Source organism: Arthrobacter sp. ISL-48, from assembly GCF_018613805.1.
In the GTDB taxonomy this organism is placed as follows: domain Bacteria; phylum Actinomycetota; class Actinomycetes; order Actinomycetales; family Micrococcaceae; genus Arthrobacter.
In genome coordinates this window covers 17839-36556 of the sequence record NZ_JAGGPL010000017.1, presented here as the reverse complement: position 1 = coordinate 36556, position 18718 = coordinate 17839, and the positions used below count along the sequence as shown (strand labels likewise).

14 protein-coding genes are annotated in these 18718 nt (G+C 59.1%); 7 read left to right on the top strand and 7 right to left on the bottom strand.

What is annotated here, in order from left to right:
- Window positions 1-60 precede the first annotated feature (60 nt).
- The 7 genes from J7E83_RS15035 to J7E83_RS15005 form a co-directional block, all read right to left on the bottom strand.
- Entirely contained in the window at window positions 61-687 is a 627-nt protein-coding gene (locus tag J7E83_RS15035) for an adenylate kinase (RefSeq protein WP_214963658.1), read from the bottom strand.
- A gap of 5 nt (window positions 688-692) precedes the next feature.
- Window positions 693-1508, bottom strand: a complete 816-nt coding sequence (locus J7E83_RS15030) for a polysaccharide deacetylase (RefSeq protein ID WP_214963628.1) — start codon at window positions 1506-1508, stop codon at window positions 693-695.
- A 177-nt stretch (window positions 1509-1685) separates the two neighbouring features.
- The gene (locus J7E83_RS15025) at window positions 1686-2183 is read right to left on the bottom strand and encodes a MaoC/PaaZ C-terminal domain-containing protein (RefSeq protein ID WP_214963625.1); all 498 of its coding nucleotides are present in this window, start codon (window positions 2181-2183) and stop codon (window positions 1686-1688) included.
- A gap of 69 nt (window positions 2184-2252) precedes the next feature.
- Window positions 2253-3479 carry an FAD-binding oxidoreductase gene (locus J7E83_RS15020; RefSeq protein ID WP_214963620.1) on the bottom strand — a complete coding sequence of 409 codons (1227 nt, stop codon included), beginning with the start codon at window positions 3477-3479 and terminating at the stop codon, window positions 2253-2255.
- Between the two features lie 81 nt (window positions 3480-3560).
- Window positions 3561-5102 (bottom strand): class I adenylate-forming enzyme family protein, encoded by a 1542-nt coding sequence (locus J7E83_RS15015; RefSeq protein WP_214963618.1) that lies wholly within the window; start codon window positions 5100-5102, stop codon window positions 3561-3563.
- 103 nt (window positions 5103-5205) lie between these two features.
- Complete coding sequence (locus tag J7E83_RS15010) at window positions 5206-6258, bottom strand: nitronate monooxygenase family protein (protein ID WP_214963615.1); 1053 nt, start codon at window positions 6256-6258, stop codon at window positions 5206-5208.
- Between the two features lie 116 nt (window positions 6259-6374).
- On the bottom strand, window positions 6375-7154 hold the full coding sequence (locus tag J7E83_RS15005; protein WP_091423005.1) for an SDR family NAD(P)-dependent oxidoreductase: 780 nt from the start codon (window positions 7152-7154) through the stop codon (window positions 6375-6377).
- Between the two features lie 594 nt (window positions 7155-7748).
- On the opposite strand from J7E83_RS15005, the gene J7E83_RS15000 reads away from it, so the two are divergent.
- The 7 genes from J7E83_RS15000 to J7E83_RS14970 all read left to right on the top strand — a co-directional run bounded on the left by J7E83_RS15000 (window position 7749) and on the right by J7E83_RS14970 (window position 18687).
- Window positions 7749-8705 carry a citryl-CoA lyase gene (locus J7E83_RS15000; protein WP_214963612.1) on the top strand — a complete coding sequence of 319 codons (957 nt, stop codon included), beginning with the start codon at window positions 7749-7751 and terminating at the stop codon, window positions 8703-8705.
- A 23-nt stretch (window positions 8706-8728) separates the two neighbouring features.
- On the top strand, window positions 8729-9223 hold the full coding sequence (locus J7E83_RS14995; RefSeq protein WP_214963609.1) for a MaoC/PaaZ C-terminal domain-containing protein: 495 nt from the start codon (window positions 8729-8731) through the stop codon (window positions 9221-9223).
- On the top strand, window positions 9220-9945 hold the full coding sequence (locus tag J7E83_RS14990; protein WP_251043913.1) for an NUDIX domain-containing protein: 726 nt from the start codon (window positions 9220-9222) through the stop codon (window positions 9943-9945). Before J7E83_RS14995 ends, J7E83_RS14990 begins: the two co-directional genes overlap by 4 nt.
- Before the next feature lie 401 nt (window positions 9946-10346).
- Window positions 10347-13259 (top strand): FAD-binding and (Fe-S)-binding domain-containing protein, encoded by a 2913-nt coding sequence (locus J7E83_RS14985; RefSeq protein ID WP_214963606.1) that lies wholly within the window; start codon window positions 10347-10349, stop codon window positions 13257-13259.
- Window positions 13260-13697: 438 nt separating this feature from the next.
- Window positions 13698-15437 (top strand): 2-isopropylmalate synthase, encoded by a 1740-nt coding sequence (leuA, locus tag J7E83_RS14980; RefSeq protein ID WP_214963602.1) that lies wholly within the window; start codon window positions 13698-13700, stop codon window positions 15435-15437.
- A gap of 217 nt (window positions 15438-15654) precedes the next feature.
- A complete protein-coding gene (locus J7E83_RS14975; protein ID WP_214963599.1) occupies window positions 15655-16083 on the top strand; it encodes a MarR family winged helix-turn-helix transcriptional regulator in 429 nt (142 codons plus the stop codon).
- Window positions 16084-16533: 450 nt separating this feature from the next.
- Window positions 16534-18687: a 3-hydroxyacyl-CoA dehydrogenase NAD-binding domain-containing protein gene (locus tag J7E83_RS14970; RefSeq protein WP_214963596.1), complete on the top strand. Its 2154-nt coding sequence runs from the start codon at window positions 16534-16536 to the stop codon at window positions 18685-18687.
- Window positions 18688-18718: the final 31 nt, after the last annotated feature.

Here is an 18718-nt window from a genome sequence, read left to right as displayed (position 1 = left end):
GGAGGCTGGGCCTGTCTCACGGAGAGTAGGTCCCCAATTTTTTGCGAACTGGGGTGGCAACTAGACCAGCAGCGTCCGCTCGACGCCGCGACCGGCCGCCACGGTGGTCTGCCTTGACGACGATCCGAGCATAAGATCCAGGGTGGTCGAAACCCTGCCGGATACTTCCGAGATACTGCCGAGCCCCTCCACCTCCGTCACGATGCCGCGTTCGCTGTACCGGGACGTAACGGCGGTTGTCTGGTCGAAATACAGTTCCATCCTGCTTCTTATGACTTCCGCGGTGTCGTCGGAGCGGTTTTCACGTTCGGCCCGCAACAGCAATCGCTGGACCAGTTCTTCCGTTTCAGCAGTGAGCTGTAATACGAGGTCAATTACATGGCCCTTAATTGCAAGCACCTCATCGAGATAGTCCACCTGACCCAGGGTGCGCGGATATCCATCCAACAGAAATCCGTTGTGTGCGTCGTTCTGCCCCAAACGCACACGGATCATCTCATTCGTGACCGAATCCGGTACGAATTGCCCTGCATCGAGGTACGATTTAGCAATTTGGCCCAACCGGGTTTGATTTTTGACATTTTCACGAAAGATGTCTCCCGTGGAAATGCTGACGATCCCGAACTTCTTTGCAATGTAGGTGGCCTGCGTACCTTTGCCAGCTCCCGGGGGACCTATGAGAAGAATCCTGATCAAGGAAGCATCCTATCTAGCGGAGCGTGGTCATTCCGAGCAGGCTTGGAAGCGGCGGGCGAGGAAGTCGTCGCTGCCGCGGTGTCGTCTTGCCAGCAGTCAAAGAGTTCGGAAAGAGTGGGAAACCATACACCTTCGAATGAAGTGACGTGGTCGAGGAACTTTTCGAGCATTACTAGGTTGTGCGCTCGTCCAATGGTCTGCGGGTGCAGTGTCCAGGTCATTGCGCCCCCGGCGCATCGCTCGTATGCGAAATTGAAACTGTCAATCCAGCGAGCCAGAACAGTCTCGTTGCTCTGCATAAGCGGGCTGCCCTTAAAGGATTCAAGTTCCGGGAAATCGTCGAGGAACCAAGACACAGGGAACTCAAGTACGCTGCTCTCTGGGCCGAAGGTGTTTCCCGCTTCCTCGCTAACGCCCACGACCATCCGGGGCCGGTAAGGCTCGAAGTCCCTACCCATTAGTGACGAATCCCAATCAAACTCGTATTTGGCAAGGAGATCGAGGGTGTTGTCGGTAACGTCCAGTGCGGGTGAGCGGTATCCGCGGGGACGCATACCCAGGAGCTGTTCGTGCTGGGATATTTGCAGTTCCAGCAGCCGCTCTTCCTCGGCTCGATCGAGCGAGGGCACATATTCGTGGTAGACGCCGTGAGCGCCGATCTCATGGCCGGACTCGACAATTGCATCCACTGAGCTGCGGAATGTTTGCATGGTGTGTGTGGGCACACACCATGTCGTAGTGATTCCATAGCGCCGGAAGACGTCGAGAAGTCGGGGCGCGCCGACGAGGGCACCGAATTCACCGCGGGACATCAAGGACTGGGAGGTTGAGCGAAAAGTGCCTAGCCATACGCTCTGGGCATCAAAATCGGGGCTTAGGGAAACGGCGAGTCGTTTGCCGTCAGGTAGATGGAGAGGCACTACGAGCAACTTTCTATTGCAGGCAAGGGGAACTCAACCTCGCCGAATGTCATGTTAGGTAAAGGCTGCTTAGACTGCGCGACGGGATAGGAGGACAATCCAGTCGCCTTCCTGGCAGATCACACCGTCTTGGTTCAGAATTTGAACACGGGTAGTTACAACTCCCCGGTCAGACTTGCTGGCAGACGGCTTAATGCCAATCACTTCTTCACGAACACTGATGGTGTCGCCAATACGGATTGGGGCGCGGAGGTTCCAGTTGTCTATCCCCAGAAAGGCGATTGCTGAACCGTTCTTCCATCCCAGTGCCATTTCCAGCCCAAAGGCAATTGAAAGTGCGCCGGGACCATGAAAGAGCCTGGTGCCAAATTCTGTTGTTTTGGCGTACTCCTCGTTGGTGTGCAGCGGGTGCATGTCTCCAGACCATGTGGCGAAGGTTACGACATCGAACTCCGTGACGGTTCTTCCTGCGGAGGTCCACTGCTGTCCGAGATCCAGCTCTTCCAGGTAGCGCACGGCTGACTGATTGGTCGTGCCGAGTAGGTGAGTAGTCAATGTTTGATTCACTTCCGTATAGTTTCTGGTGCTCTGGTGCTCTGGTGCTCTGGTGCTCTGGTGGCGGGGTGAGTGCCAGAGCTAATAGCGAATGACTCCGTCTACCGGGGTCGTCAGGGACGGCCGGTAGAGGGAAAGTTCCTCGAGGGAGTGGCTGAGGCGGTCGCCTGAGATCAGTTGGGCTACCAGCTTTCCCGTGATCGGGCCGGCCAAGTTGCCGTAGACGTGCCCGGTGGCCAGAATCAGCCCGGGAAGTTCCTCCACCTCGTCAACGATTGGGAGGGAGTCAGCCGTGGCGGGGACGAGGCCAGCCCAGGCCCGTTCGATACCAAGCGACCTGTAGTTAGGGAAAGTTGTCAGCAATGAATCGATGGCCAGCTTTAGACCGGCGGCAGGCATCTTGTCGTCGAGTTGGTCGGGATAGTCCATCGGGCAGCCTATGAATAGGTTCCCGTCCTCGGTCTTGGCCACACACTCCATGTGTTCGAGGCCCTGTGATTGGTCCTCTGAAGGGGAAGTGAAGTACTCGTCCCTGTAACTGGGGAGGTTCCGGATGTGGGCGTATTGCTTCGCAGCAAGCGGTCCATTCAGGATTTTATCGAGCTTCTCTTCTACAGGAGCCAGAAGGACAGCACCCAGCCTGTGTGGCTTGATGGGTACGGTTACGCCCTCTGATTCGAGCATCGTAGACCAGACACCACCCGCCCAAACGACCTTGTCCGCTGGAACGCTTCCGCCGACTGTTCGTACTCCGACGACTTTCGAGCCATTCCTTAGGAGTCCGAGGACCGGTGTGTTCTCATGAATTCGAACGCCAAGCCTTCGGCATTCCTGCGCAAGGGCGCGGACAAACTTCGGCGTACGAATCTGTCCATCTTCCGGGCTGAACGTTGCCCCAATAACATCGGGCGGCAATATCGGGGCGGCTTCGTGAGCGGCTTGGTCGTCCAGGAGTTCGGCTTTGAATCCGTCAGCGATCCGAGCTTCTACAAATTCCTTGTAGACCCGCCGCTGATCATCCGTGTAGAAGAACGTCATGGCGCCGTTGCTTCTATATTCGAAAGATGGCCCGAGGATATCTGCAAAGTCGTCGTACAGGGCCCTACCTGCACGGGTCAGTTCGACGGCGTAGTCTCCGTGACGATTCTGCATGTGAAGGAATCCGAGATTTCGCCCGGAAGCCCCGTGACCAAGTTCCCGCTGCTCGAGAAGCACAACATCGTGCCCTTTTGAAGCAAGAAAATAGGCGGTTGATACGCCCACTATTCCGCCGCCCACAACGACCACACCGGCCTTGTCGAGGTTCATTTCGTCATGTCCTAACTTCGTCTTGATGCAACACGTATGAGGGGTTCCGAATCGTGAATCGCCGGCGTATGAAGCTGGCTCTTATGCCCGGCCCTGGCTCTTTTCCGTTGTCAACAGCGTGGCCACGTCCCGCCTGTTGACTTTGCCGGTTGTCGAATTCACGGGGAGGGAGTCGACGGCGATGAACTCGCTTGGGACCTTGTACGACGACAGGCGGGCCGCGGCGAATTCCTTCAGTTCGGCTTCGTCAAGAGGCGCCAGGCCCCTGGGGACGACGGCGGCTACCACGCGCTGGCCGTACACGTCATCGGGAAGACCAACAACTGCCACTTCGCCAACAGAGGCATGCTGCTGAAGTACACGCTCAACTTCCGCCGGCGAGATGTTTGTTCCGCCGCGGATGATGACGTCTGAGAGACGCCCAACGACGTAGACGAAACCGTCCTCATCCACGCGAACAAGGTCTTTGGTGCGGTACCAGCCGTCATCAGTGATGACTGTCCGCGTTTGTTCTTCGTCACGCCAGTAGCCGAGCATCAACCCCGGTCCAGTCGAGTAGGCTTCCCCAACCTGCCCGACCGGAACTTCCGCCCCGTCGGCGTCGAGAACTTTTAGCTTCGACCGCGGCACAAGCTTGCCTGCCGACCCGGGTTGGGGAGTTGGGTTCGCGACGGGGTCGTAAGTCACCAGGGGCAGGCATTCGGAGGCGCAATAGGCATCCAGGACTGGTAGTCCAGTCTGGGCCTCCCAGCGGCTGAAAGCCACTTCGTTCCTGGGCTCTCCGCCTGAGATGCAAAGTCGAAGTGATGGGAAAGCCGGCCGATCACCGCCTCGGAGTTCAGCGTATTGCGCCAGCTTTCCGAAAGTCGCTGTCACACCGGCGAGGAATGTAGCGGAATGCTCCTCAATGGCGGGAGCTATCATGTCTGGACGAGCCCGCCGGACTATCACAACTGTCCCGCCGCGTAGTAGGACGGCCAGGGATGTGCTTGCAAGCCCATAGAGCCAGGCCATCGGCAGACAGATTATTGCCTTGTCTTCGGGCGAAAGGTGCCATACTTCGCCGTAGGTGTTTGCGCAGTTGTATATGGCTGCCGCTGAGAGCATGATCGCTTTCGGACGGCTCGTGGTGCCTGACGAGAAGCAGATCATGAACAGGGGTTCGCGAAGACCCTCAGGGTTGGGTAGGGCGTCGTGCCGAACCTCAGTAACGTGGAAGTCAACGATATCGACAATTGGGGCATTTCGTGCCGCAGTGGTGATATGCGCACGATCAACGCCTTCGGAGATGATTATGAGCGCAGGGTCACTCGTGGCAATGGAATATTCCAGGTCCTCTGGACCACTGGAAGGATAGACAGTAACCAGTACGCCGCCGCTGCGCCATACAGCGAGGGCTGTGGAAAGATAATCGGCTGAGCTTTCTGCAACGAGGGCAACCCGATAACCCGGCTTGAGGCCGGCCGCAAGCAGTACGGCTGAGCGGCGCTCGATCGATGCCTGGAGATCCTTATAACTGGTGAAGGTGTCGCCGTCGACAATCGCTGTTTTCTCAGGGTATTGATCGGCGATGTATTCCAGCGCGGAGACACAGTCCGTTAGCTCAGGCGACGATTTATTCATATCCGCTCTACTCTCATTTAATGGTTGGAAGATTCCAACTGGCCCGTTGAGCCGGTTTGGCCGGACTCAACGGGCCTCTTGGATTTGACGATTGAGATGCTTGCTAGTTTCCAGTCGCAAGTCGACGGAGAATTTTTTCTGCATCTGATGCCATATTCTCGACGATCTCACCAGCAGGCAGAATTTCGTGAACAAGCTGCATGGTCTGGCCCACCGGCATCATCCCGAAGTCCATGTCTCCGTCCAGATATCCTGTTTCGACGCGCGTGCCGGCGACGGCGTATTGTCCGGGGAAGCCTGCGGGTTTTTTATCCGAAGACTCCCATTCCGAGGTCCATTTGTTCTCGAATGCACGCATACGCTTACCGCTGTATGAGTAGGTGATGGTGCTGTCCTTGAAGGATCCTCCCACCACTCGGTTCTTGAAATTGTCGTGCCCGTAAGCTTCGGGGCTGGCAATGAAGCGCGTTCCCACCCAGACTCCTGCTGCACCTAAAGCGAGTGAGGCGGCCAGCCCGCGGCCATCGGCGATGCCGCCAGCGGCCAGGACTGGCTGATCCACCACATCAATAACGGCAGGGACGAGGGTCATAGTAGATGCGTATCCTGTGTGCCCGCCGGCCTCACTGCCCTGAGCGACAATAAAGTCAACACCCGCTGCACTAGCTTCCTGTGCCTTGCCCACTGAGCCGACAAGCGAGAACACCGTGATTCCGCGATCCTTACACTCTTTGATGAACCAATCCGGTGTAGCGAACGTCAAAACAACCGCGGAAGGTGCCGCGTCCAGAACGATCTGCACCTGGTCTGCTACGGCCCCCGGCGTCAAAAGCGCTTCTACACCTGCCATCTTTTCTTGGTCGGCTCCGGAAAGTGATTTCCACAGTTCGCGCACTGGCGCCCATTGTGTTTCATCTTCGGTGGTGAGTGAGTCCGGCAGCAGGAGATTAATTGCGTAGGGCTTGTCGGTTCCAGCTTCGATCTTCTTGATTTCGGCCCGAAGGTCATCCGGCATGAAGCTGACGCCGCCCAGGCATCCCAAGCCGCCCGCGTTACTGACCGCGGTGACGAGTCCGGCCTGAGCGACACGCGCCATGCCAGCTGAGCAGACGGGGTATTTGAGGCCGAGGGCCTCCGTCAATGCTGTCTTGATCACAAAGACACCTTTCACTTTCGGAGTCCAAGTTCATCTTGGCTTCCGGTTAGTCATGTTGGCCCCAACAGGGGCCCTGGTGGGGTAATTGTTGCTAGCAGGCCATGTCGCCGGCAGAACTACGTCGCGTTCCAGCCTCCATCGACCTGGATAGTTTGACCGTTTACATAACCGGCAGCGTCGGACGCGAGGAACAGTACTACGCTCGCCACCTCTGAGGGTTCACCCGATCGTTTTGCTGGAATGAGGAAGTCCATGATTTCGGGAGACACTCCGATGCCCCGCTGCTGCGTTGAGACGAGATCACCTAGAATTTCCTCGGAAGTGGCACGAAGGTTTGTCTTGATGACTCCTGGGGCGACAACGTTGGCCGTTACCCCGTGAGGGGCAACGTCGATGGCGAGACGTCGATTAAGACCCTCTATGCCAGCCTTGGATGCGACGTAGGAGATACCGTCTGCTGCACCCCTTTGGCCGGCGACGGAGCCGATTGTAATAATTCGGCCGGAGTTCTGCTTCGTCATAACCTGTGCTGCCGCGCGGCAGCCGAAGAAGGTTCCGGTCAGGTTGACTCCAATAATCTTGGCCCACAACTCGGGCGTCGTCTCGAGCACGTCCGCATACCCGTCGAAGACTCCCGCGCTATTGACCATAACGTCGAGCTTGCCCGTCTTGTCCACAACCTCGTCCACCAAGGCAGACACAGAGTGGTAGTCGCTAACATCTACGACCCTCGTGTGGAGTGAGTCCGGAGAGCCGAGTTCTTGCCGAGTCTCCGCTAGACGTTCCTCTGAAACGTCACTCGCATAGACTTCGTAGCCTGCTTCGACGAATGCCTGGGCAATAGCCCGGCCGATGCCAGATCCGGATCCGGTGATAATTACACTTTTGCTTCCCATGCCTTACAAATTACGGTTGGGATCGTCCGAATAGAACTGTCATCTTCACGGCTTTTTGCCATCGATGTCGTGGAAGCTACAGGAGTTGAGCTGCAGGTTCGGCAATCTGAGCCTTCCACTTTTGGACTCGCGGAAGGTGGAAGAGCACGGGCCACTCCACCCCTCGTTTGTACTTTGACTAGGGTTGCGTACACGCCATTGAAATAATTTTGGAGCCGGTAGCCGCCTCCTCGTTCTAAGGTCGCAGGGACGACTCTTCCATTCTGAGAAGGCACGCAACACGAGGAACTGACGTCATTTCAAGCCAAGGCCGCGCCAGATCGCGCTACTTGACTGATCTTTCGATCCCGAAAACTACTCGGTTCAGTCGGCAGATACCGGCAAATCAACGCGCTCAGATAACAGACCCTGCGGCGTAGCGGTTGTGCCGGCCCTAAACCCCGGGTCCTCCGGCTGACCGTACGCTGGAGGACCCCGGCACCAATCGGGGGCACGGGCTTTCGTTGCTTGATCGATCCGTGAGAGCGGTTGCGCAGATGCCTCAGTATTTTCTACGCCGAGACGCCACGGCTTCAGAAAATCTCCAATGCCGGGATGATGCGGTGGATTCTAAAGTTCAATGACATGGCCGACATACTTTGGAGCTTGGCTCGTCTCTTGCCTTGCCCCGCAGGCCCTTTTGAGACACTTGACGGTTCGGGAGAAACATTGCAAACGGATACTGCAGACCAGCCTGGGGCTTATTGGTCATCCTCTGTCAGCCAGGTCACTGACACCAATGTCTATGTTCGCGGCTATGACCTTGAAGACCTAATCGGACAAATCCCTTTCACCGCAGCCATCTTTCTGCTGATTCGCGGTCGGGTTCCGACCCCGCATGAGATACGGGCGCTGGACGCGGTCCTCAGCGGGATCCTGGATTATGGTCTTGAAAAGCCGGGGACAGTGGCTGCGCGGTTTGCCGTCTCCGCCAATCCAAGTATGGCTATCGGCATGTCAGCTGCCTGTCTTTCTGTGGGGAAGCACACGCTGGCGACTGAGGACAGCGGCCGTTTCATCCTCGCTACGCATGCCGAGTTTCTGGGATCCGGCCTCTCACTCGAAGGTTTCGCCGAGGAAAAGGTAAACCGCATGCGTGAAGCAAAGGAACGCATCCCAGGTTTGGGACATCCTGTTTTCAAGGTTGTTGATCCCCGCGCTGAACGGCTCCGGTCGATTGCTCTGCAGGAAGGTTTGTGGGATCAGGCGGCTGAAGTGTACGAGGCAGTGCACAGGGCCTTCACGAAACTCCCAGGTAAGTCGGACATCCCGATAAATGACGTTGGTGTGATGGCCGCGATACTGCTGGGGCTTGGCTTCACACCCGAAGAAGGAACAGGCGTTGCCCTGCTTTCGACCCTCCCTGGTGTTATCGCACACGTATCCGAAGAACTCTCCGCCGGGAAGCCAATCCGGATTGTCCCGAGAGATTCAGCATCATATGAGGGGATCACTGGCCGGAATTTTGAAGCGGACCGACTCGAAGCTGGCTGGGAGCCTTCAAAATCCTAGGCGGTAACCGAACAGGAGCAAAGATGGATGCAGGAGCGGAGAATCGTCTGATCCCTTCAACAACTCGATTCTTTGAGGATCTCCAAACCGGAGATTCGTGGTCGTCTCAGGGGCGAACGATTACAGAGACGGACCTGGTCACCTTCGCGACGTGGTCGGGGGATATGCACCCCCTGCACACCAACCAGGAGTATGCCCGTGGTACTCAGTTTGGAGAACGGGTTTTCCATGGTCCGGGGACTCTTGCGATCGCTTTTGGCTTGGAAATGCGAATGGGCTGGAAGGAACGTTCGGCCATAGCATTTCTGGGCATTCATGACTGGAACCTCATTGCCCCTGTACGCATCGGCGACACCATTGCCGTACGGGAAGAAGTAGTAGAGCTCCGACCTTCTGCGACTAAGCCGGACCGGGGCATTGTGAAAACCAGACTTCAGATACTCAATCAGCGAGGTGAAGTCTGCCAAGAGGGATTCTGGGTTGTGCTGCTGTATCGATCGGCGGCGTACACGCCATGAAGACGGAGGAATCGATGAGCGGTACCGCGGCTGAGGAGGTGAACTCAACAGAACCACCGGCTTCGCGGCTTGCGGTAAGCGTGGTTCTGATGCGGGATTCCCTGCACGGAATTGAAGTGTTTGTCCAATGCAGGGCCCTAACCATGGATTTCGCTGCTGGTGTGGTCGCATTTCCAGGAGGCAGGCTCGACGCTGTTGACTCCTTGCCTTCGGCGCTCAGCCGAAAGCTATTGGACTCTCAGGCATTCGCCTGGAGCCGGACCAGCGTTGGCGCCGATGTAACGAAGGCGCGTCACACTACCGCTTGTCTCTTATCCGCCGCCGTGCGTGAAGTGGCAGAAGAATGCGAAGTTGTCCTGCAACCCGAAGCTCTTGTCCCATGGGCAAACTGGATCACACCTGAAGGCTTTCCCAAACGTTTCGATACTTTCTTCTTTGTCACTGCCATTGGGCCTGAACTTGAGCCCAAGCATGTCACGACGGAGGCAACGTCGTCGCGATGGATGCCGGTCCGAAAGCTCCAGCTGGACGAAGCCGCCGGAAGACTTAAGCTCCTACCCCCAACGCTGGCCATTCTCGACGAATTTGCGGAATTGGATACCACCGAGCAAGTGCTTTCGGTGAAACGGCCAATTGAGCCGGTGTGCCTCCGCCTTGATGAAATAGAGGAGTTCCATCGCCAGCGACAACGGATCGCGGGGGATACCGGGAAGCTTCCTTGATAGAGCTTCGCTCGCCCTTACACGCTGCTAATCCGGGGATGCGCTCATGCCGCATGGGCCAACCCACTACCAAGACTTTCACCAGAGTTTGTGTGAGGGGATTGGTGCAATTCCAGTAGCGTCGCTGGAGCAGTCGTCATAGCGTGGCGCATGGGCCGCAGAGCGGATGAAACTGTCATATGTGCAAAGGAGTAGGCATGGTCGACGTTGGTGATCCGCACGCCCTGATGACCGGATACTCGCCAGACCACGCCAAGGTTGCTGCGGGCAGACGTGCTCTTTCAGGGAGATGGTCCTCTCCAACTGGACAGGTTTGTCACCTTTAAAATTTCTTTCAATACTGCATATCTCGACGTGCGTGCCTGTCTTTGTCGGGACCGAAACTGGAGCCTGATAACGCTATGACCCAAGATGTCCTCTCCACCCCGGTACGTGCACCGGTCCTTGCCCGGCTGGAAGCGGCGGGCGTGCTTGCCGAAGTTACGGGCCACCGCATTGCCACATATTCCTATGACGCGTCCAATTACAGAGTTCCGCCTGTTGCCGTGGTCTTCCCACGAAGCGGCCAGGACGTTGTCGCTGCAGTGGCCGCATGTCGGGAAACCGGCACGCCGCTGGTGAGCCGGGGCGGCGGGACATCCATGGCCGGCAACGCCATCGGCCCCGGCATTGTTCTGGACTTCTCCCGTTACATGAACCGCATCATTAGCGTCGATGAGGCAACTAAAAACGCCGACGTCGACCCCGGCGTCATCCTCTCCCACCTCACCCTTGAGACCGAGGGGGTCACCGGCGGAAGACTCACGTTCGCACCTGATCCTTCGTCAAAGAACCGCGCAACCATCGGCGGCTCTCTCGGGAACGACGCGTGCGGCAACCACTCCGTACGCTATGGTCGCACCTCCGATCACGTGCTGGAGATCGACGTCGTCACCTCCGACGGTGCACAGTTGACCGCTACAGCGACCGGCCTGCGGGCAACTGACCCAGCCGACGCGTTCTCGGTCTCACGCGCCTTCGAGCTGGGTGAAGACCTCAAGCAACTCGCCAAGGACAACCTGGCAGGTTTCCGGTTAGAACTTGGACGAATCCAGCGCCAGGTCTCGGGTTACCACCTGGCGAACCTCCTGCCCGAAAATGGTTTCAACGTGGCCCGAGCCCTCGTGGGCACCGAGGGCACTTGCGCGATCGTCGTCCGAGCCCGCATGAAACTCGTCCCCAAAGCACCCAGCGCGCTCCTCGTGTGCCTCGGGTACTCCGACGTCGTTGACGCAGCCAGGGATATCGAAACCATCTTGGAATTTTCCCCCGCCGCCGTCGAGGGCATCGACGAGGCCATCGTGGACACGATGAAGCTGCGCCGCGGACCCGATTCAGTCCTTGGCCTGCCCGAAGGCAAGGCCTTCCTCTATGTGGACTTGGACGGGGACAACCCTGAGCAGGTAGCGGGGGAAGCGGAACGGCTCCTCGAACGGCTGGCGGCAAACGGACGGATGGTGGACGGGCGCGCGGTTCCAGACCTCGTGCAGCGCGCCACCCTCTGGCGGGTCCGGGAAGACGGGGCGGGACTTTCCTCCCGGCCGGCAAGCGGCGGGGAATCACAGGCAGGCTGGGAAGACTCAGCTGTTGCGCCGCAGAACCTGGCGGCATACCTGTCCGATTTCCGTGACCTTTTAACTGAGTTCGGGTTGACCGGAATTATGTACGGGCACTTTGGTGCAGGCTGCATGCACATCCGCATCACTTATGACCTGCGTAGCGAGGAGGGCCGCGCCGTCTTCCGCAAGTTCACCCAGACCGCAGCTGAACTCGTAGTGCGGCACGGTGGCTCACTGTCTGGTGAGCATGGCGACGGACGCGCCCGGTCAGAGTTTCTGCCGGTCATGTATTCCCCAAAAATGATTAGAGCGTTTGAGACCTATCGTGGACTTTGGGACCCTGCCGGCATCCTGAACCCAGGATCCATGACAGATGCGGACCCCATTGATGCCAACTTGGCGCACGAAGGTATTCCCCAGCGCGAGTGGCGAACCCACTTTGAACTCCGTCCGGTCGAAGCCGCGGCTGCCGGGGCTGACCCGTGGGTCCACGCTGTCCAGTCCTGCATTGGCGTGGGCAGGTGCCGGTCCGAAGCCGGAGGCGTCATGTGCCCGAGCTACCGGGCCACAGGGGACGAAAAGGATTCAACGCGCGGCCGTTCCCGTGCTCTGCAGGACATGGTCCGCGGTGCCAAAAGCATCGACGAAGGCTGGAAATCCGAGGACGTCCGGGAAACTCTGGACCTCTGCCTCGCCTGCAAAGCCTGCTCCAACGATTGCCCCGCCGGGGTGGACATGGCCACGTACAAGTCGGAGTTCTTTTCCCACTACTACGAGGGCAAGCTCCGCCCCATGTCGCACTTCTCGCTCGGCTGGTTGCCGCGCTGGCTGAAACTGACCACTTTGATCAGCCCGCTGGTGAACCTGGTCCTGGCCAGCCCGCTGGGCAAGGTTGTGGCTGCAGCAGGCGGGCTGACGACGCACCGGGAAATGCCGAAGTTTGCCTCCCGCGCGATGCTCCGCAAAGAGCTGGCGCCCTACGCCAATCCATCGTCCCCGGCAGATGCTGTCCTGTTCGTCGACTCGTTCACCAAGGGCTTCAGGCCCGAAGTGGCCGGCGCTGCCGCCCGGGTCATGGAAAGCACCGGACGGACCGTCGGCTGCGAATCCGACGCCTGCTGCGGCCTGACCTGGATCTCCACCGGCCAGCTGGACACCGCCAAGAAACTCATGGGCAAAGCGGTAGCGAAGCTCGACGACGGGACCGATACCCCCATCGTGGTGATTGAACCGAGCTGCGCCGCGGCGTTGAAAAAAGACGCACCCGAGCTGCTCGGCAGCGAAGCGGCCGAACGCGTCTCCCACAGGATCCGCAGCTTCGCCGAGGCTGTGAAGGAATGGGTCGACGGCGGCTGGACACCACATGCCGTACCGACGGACGTCACCGTGCAAACCCACTGCCACGAATACTCCACCTTCGGAGCTACAGTCCAACGCAAGGCATTGGCTGCCCTCGGCGTCGCCAACGTCAACGAGGCGACCGGCTGCTGCGGCGTCGCTGGAAACTTCGGCTTTGAAGCCAACCACTACGACACTTCCATGAAGGTTGCCGAACAAGCCCTCGCTCCGGCCCTGGCCAAAACAGCCTCCGACGTCCCCGTCCTTGCTGACGGCTTCAGCTGCGCCATGCAGGTCAAACAGCTGGACCCGGACCGAAAGAGCCTGCACTTAGCCGAGCTACTCGACCAACGCCCCCCAAGTGGTGAAATGCAATGAATAAATACGATCAAGCTGCAAGCTTTCCCGCCGCAGTCGAACCCGACAACCCATACTTGCCACTCTTTTTCGACCCTTTGGTGGAGCTGACAACACACCGCCCGTCCTGGAGTCCGCAATCTGAACTTGCCGACCCTAAGAAGTCAGCTTCGCGACGCGGACGACCTTGGAACCGGTCCCGCGACAGGTCAACTGACAGGAGCGCCAAGATCGGCTTGGTCGTCAATGACCTGCACGCCCTTGGTGCCAGGCCAACCAGCAGCACGGCCCTTTCACTTCGGCACTCGTGCTACTCTCGGAACGTGCGTGCAGAGCTCCTTCTCCTTAGCTGCCGCGGCGAGGCCTCAGGCGCAATCTAGCGCAAGGCCCATCCTCGTCGCGGAGTTTGTGTTGCCCGGCCACCCTTTCAGATAAGAACGTTAGAAAAGGCCCCACATCATGCGAAACGCACAAAAGCCCTCAGGAATGCCCGCCCACCGCTACATGCCGTTCCAGGACCAGATTAAGGTGGAACTGCCAGACCGGACCTGGCCGGACAAAATCATCGCCAAGGCACCGCGCTGGTGCGCGGTGGACCTGCGCGACGGCAATCAGTCGCTGATCGATCCCATGAGCCCGGCCCGCAAGATGAAGATGTTCGACCTGCTGGTCCACATGGGCTACAAGGAGATCGAGCTCGGCTTCCCGTCAGCCTCCCAAACAGACTTCGACTTTGTCCGCCAGCTCATCGAGGGCAATCACATCCCGGACGACGTCACCATCCAGGTCCTCACCCAGGCACGCGAACACCTGATTGAGCGAACCTACGAATCCCTGGTGGGCGCCAAGCAGGCCATCGTCCACCTCTACAACGCCACCTCCGTGCTGCAGCGCCGCGTGGTGTTCAACCAGGACGAGGATGGGATTCTGGACATCGCACTGCAGGGCGCGCGGCTGTGCAAGAAGTACGAGGAAACGCTCGTGGACACGCACGTCATCTATGAGTACTCGCCGGAATCCTTTACAGGTACGGAACTGGAATACGCCGCGCGCGTCTGCAATGCCGTGGCCGATGTTTTTGAAGCCTCCGCTGACCGGCAGGTCATCATTAATCTGCCCGCCACCGTGGAGATGGCCACCCCCAACGTGTATGCCGATTCGATCGAGTGGATGAGCCGGCATCTGCACCCTCGGGAGGGCATCATCCTGTCCATGCACCCACACAATGACCGCGGAACGGGTGTTGCCGCGGCGGAACTGGGGTACATGGCTGGCGCCGAACGGATCGAAGGCTGCCTTTTCGGAAACGGCGAGCGTACCGGCAACGTTGACCTGGTCACCCTGGGCCTGAACCTTTTCGTCCAGGGCATCGATCCCATGATCGACTTCTCCAATATTGACGAGGTCCGCCGTACGGTGGAGTACTGCAACCAACTGCCAGTCCCGGAGCGTTCCCCCTACGGTGGCGACCTGGTCTTCACAGCGTTCTCCGGATCACACCAGGACGCCATCAAGAAGGGCTTCGAAGCACTCGAACGGGACGCCGCCGCTGCGGGTAAGGACGTTTCCGACTTCACCTGGCAGGTGCCGTACCTGCCCATCGACCCCAAGGACCTGGGCCGCAGTTATGAAGCGGTCATCCGGGTCAACTCCCAGTCTGGCAAGGGCGGAGTGGCCTACCTGCTCAAGACCGAGCACAGCCTGGATCTGCCGCGGCGTGCCCAGATCGAGTTCTCCGGCGTGATCCAGCGCCGCACGGACACAGTGGGCGGCGAGGTCAGCGGCGCGCAGCTGTGGCAGATCTTCCAGGACGAATACCTGCCCTCCGGCGGGGGTGACGGGCAGTGGGGCCGGTACTCGCTGGGCGCGGTCAAAACAGAAACAGATGACGACGGCGGCATGACGCTTCGTGCCTCACTCACCGTGGACGGCGTGCAGGTTCAGCGCACCGGCGCCGGCAACGGCCCAATCGCGGCCCTGCTGAGCATCCTCAGGGAGGATGGTGTCGACCTCAGGGTGCTTGACTACACTGAGCACGCCCTCTCAGAGGGTGGTAACGCGATGGCTTCTGCGTACGTCGAATGCGCAGTGGGGGAGCGCGTGCTGTGGGGCGTCGGAATCGACGCCAACACAAGCACGGCCGCGCTCAAAGCTGTCATTTCCGCCGTGAATCGAGCCATCCGCGACGCCCAGGGGTAATGCGGGTCCTCCGTTGACGGACGCGCTATTCCGGACACGGTCGGCCTCCCCGCCAGCCGTGTCCGGAATCGTCAGCGCGGTTGGCCTGGCAAGCCGGCATTACGATCGTTTCCCTTCTGAGGAGGAAGTCGAATCGAACTCGTTCAGAGAAGGGTCTATTTAGGCCTTTTCACATAAAGAACAACTAAGTTGATCAAGCTGGTTGTATATTCGAGGAATGATCGACCAGAAGAAAATGACACACGCCTTTTTCGAGGCACTGCACCCTCTGCTGGCGCGCTTGAACGTGGAACGGACTCTCTCGCCTGGAAAACTGGGGGTTCTCCGATATTTGTCTGAGCATGGACGGGCGACCACTTCGGAACTTGCGCTCGCTGGACGGGTTAGCCCTCAGGGCATTTCGCTCGCTGCGCGTGAGCTGGAACGGCTGCTGTTGGTAACGCGCGTGCCCGATGACGTGGATCGTCGCCGGGTCTGGATCGAACTTACGCCGGAGGGCAGCCAAAAACTTGCTCAGGAGGTGTCTGTCGGGTACGGCTGGCTGGACCGGACAGTCAGGGAGCGCTTGACTCCGGAAGACCGCAAGGCGCTCGAAGCAGTCATTCCCGTTCTCAGGAAACTGGCGTCCGAGGCGACAATCGACTGAACTCTGGGTGTGACTTTCGTCCAAGGTTTGGCGGTCGGTCCCGGAGCCGGGGCCGCACCGTCACGGGGCACCCTGGATCCCGAACGTCCTACGCGGCTTCATCGCTATGGCCTCGAGATTGACACGAGAGAGTCCTCTTTGGGCGTCGGGCCTGGGGCCAAGCGACATCATCTTGCCAAAGGTTGCAGGATAACGTAATAGTTGACTGACAAGTATTATGTGTTCAGGAGGCGCAAGGTCTGAACGCGAGATGGTCCGGTAACCCTCCCAGAAAGGCCCCACCGCAAGTGGACCTGTGGGGGCCCGGATCAGGCAATCGATTCTGGTGAAGCCATTCCAACTCGCTCACCGAGTTGCTGATGCCCTCGCAGGGCCTTTTTGTAGAGGGCCCGATCTAACAGTGTCGGACCGCCGCTACCGCTACTGATTCCCTCGACTAAGGAATGACCCATGACAGACCCGTTTCGCACAGAAACTCAATCCGGTGATCCTGAGGCACGCGCTGTAAGCGGCCTCGCTTCCTATGCACAACTGACAGAAGTCCAACTGCCTCGGGCAGGCACCTTCGCGCTGATCACTCTTACCGGGGGAGAGGGCAAGCCCGCCACCTTTAGCACTGAGTCGCTGCAGGCACTCCAGGAGATCCTTGTAGAAGTCGCGAAGCGAGTCGAGTCCGGGCGCGTGGCCGGCGTTGGCATTACCGGTGTGAAACGCTTTTTCGTGGCCGGCGCAGACTTGAAGGCCCTGATAGACGTGAAGGACATGGGGGCGGCCCGAGATATTGCGCGCCTGGGTCATCAGGTGTTTGGCGCACTCGCAGCTATGGACGTTCCAACCTTCGCCTTCATCAATGGTGCGGCCATAGGCGGCGGGCTCGAAGTCGCGTTGGCAGCCCGCTACCGAACAGTCTCAACGGATGCGAAAGGGATCTCCCTGCCCGAGGCCTACCTCGGCCTGGTGCCCGGCTGGGGCGGAGTGTACAGACTTCCTCGGCTCATCGGGCCCGCTAATGCGGTGAAGGTAATGATCGAGAGCCCGCTGGCTAACAACAAGGTTCTTGACGGCAGGTCAGCATATGAGCTTGGAATTGCAGACACTGTTTTCGACAGTCCCGATTTCCACAGTCCCGATTTCCTGAGTCAGTCCCTGGCCTGGGCGGATCGGATTATCACCGATGAGGCACACCGGCAAGAACTTGACCAAAGACGGGCATCGATTGCCGGCTCGTCTCCGGAAGAGTGGGACGCGGCCGTGGCCGCGGGCCGGGCCATCGTTGAGTCCAAGACGTCCAATGCCGCACCTGCCCCTGCTCGTCTGCTGGATCTGCTCGAACTGGGCAGGAGCCTGGACCAGGCGCAATCCGCAGAGTTGGAAGTCGACGCACTCGGTGAACTGATCTTGACGCCGCAGTTCAAGGATTCCGTGTACGCGTTTCTTGAACTTCTACAGCGTAGGGCCAAGAACCCGTCAGGCGCACCCGATCCCGCGCTGGCCCGCCCGATCAACACGGTCGGAGTTGTCGGCGCAGGCCTGATGGCCAGCCAGCTGGCCCTGCTGTTTGCCCGACAGCTGCAGGTGCCCGTTGTGATGACGGACATCGACCAAAGCCGCGTGGATAGAGGCGTAGGTCACGCCCACGCCCAGGTGGACAAGCTGTTCACACGGAGACGCATCTCCCTGGACGAGGCCGATCGCCTCAAAACCCTTATTAGCGGCTCTGTGTCCACGACCGCCTTTGCCGACGCTGACTTCGTGATTGAGGCGGTTTTTGAAGAACTTTCAATCAAGAAGCAGGTCCTGGCAGAAGTTGAGTCCGTCGTTTCCGAGAAGTGCATTCTTGCCACCAACACGTCCTCGCTGCTGGTGACCGAGATGGCCGCAGATCTCCTGCACCCGGAACGCGTTATCGGATTTCACTTTTTCAACCCGGTGGCCGCTATGCCCTTGTTGGAGATCGTACGGACCTCCAAGACCAGCGAGGAAGTCCTGGCCACCGCGTTTGTTCTCGGCAGCGCGCTAAAGAAGACTACGGTCCTCGTCCTTGATGCGCCGGCCTTCGTTGTCAACCGCGTGCTGCTGCGTTCGATGGCGGAGGTCCTAAAGGCCTTTGATGAGGGGACCCCTGCTGAGATCGCGGACGAGGCACTCAAGCCCATGGGCCTGCCAATGACCCCGTTCACGCTGTTGGCCATGATCGGTCTTCCAGTCGCACAGCATGTCATCGAATCTCTCCATAACGCCTTCGGTGACCGGTTCCCCATCTCTACCAATCTACAAAGACTTATCGACCACGGCATGACCTCGCTCTGGACCGCTGGACACGACGGCAACCCGCATATCCCACAGTCCACTATGGACCTCCTGGAATTCGCTCACTGCCCGGCCACCTCGGAACAACTACTCGACCGGGTCCAGGACGCCTTGGCACAAGAGATCGGGCTGCTGCTTGACGAGGGAGTGGTCGCTTCCGCGGAGGACGTGGACCTGTGCATGATGGCCGGCGCCGGCTGGCCGCTGCACTTGGGCGGCATCACCCCGTACCTGGACCGAACGGGTGCCTCAGAGCGAGTCAACGGCAAGCCCTTTCACCTGGATAAGCGATAGGTCCTAACGTGGGGCGAGTCTTGGCCTTAGG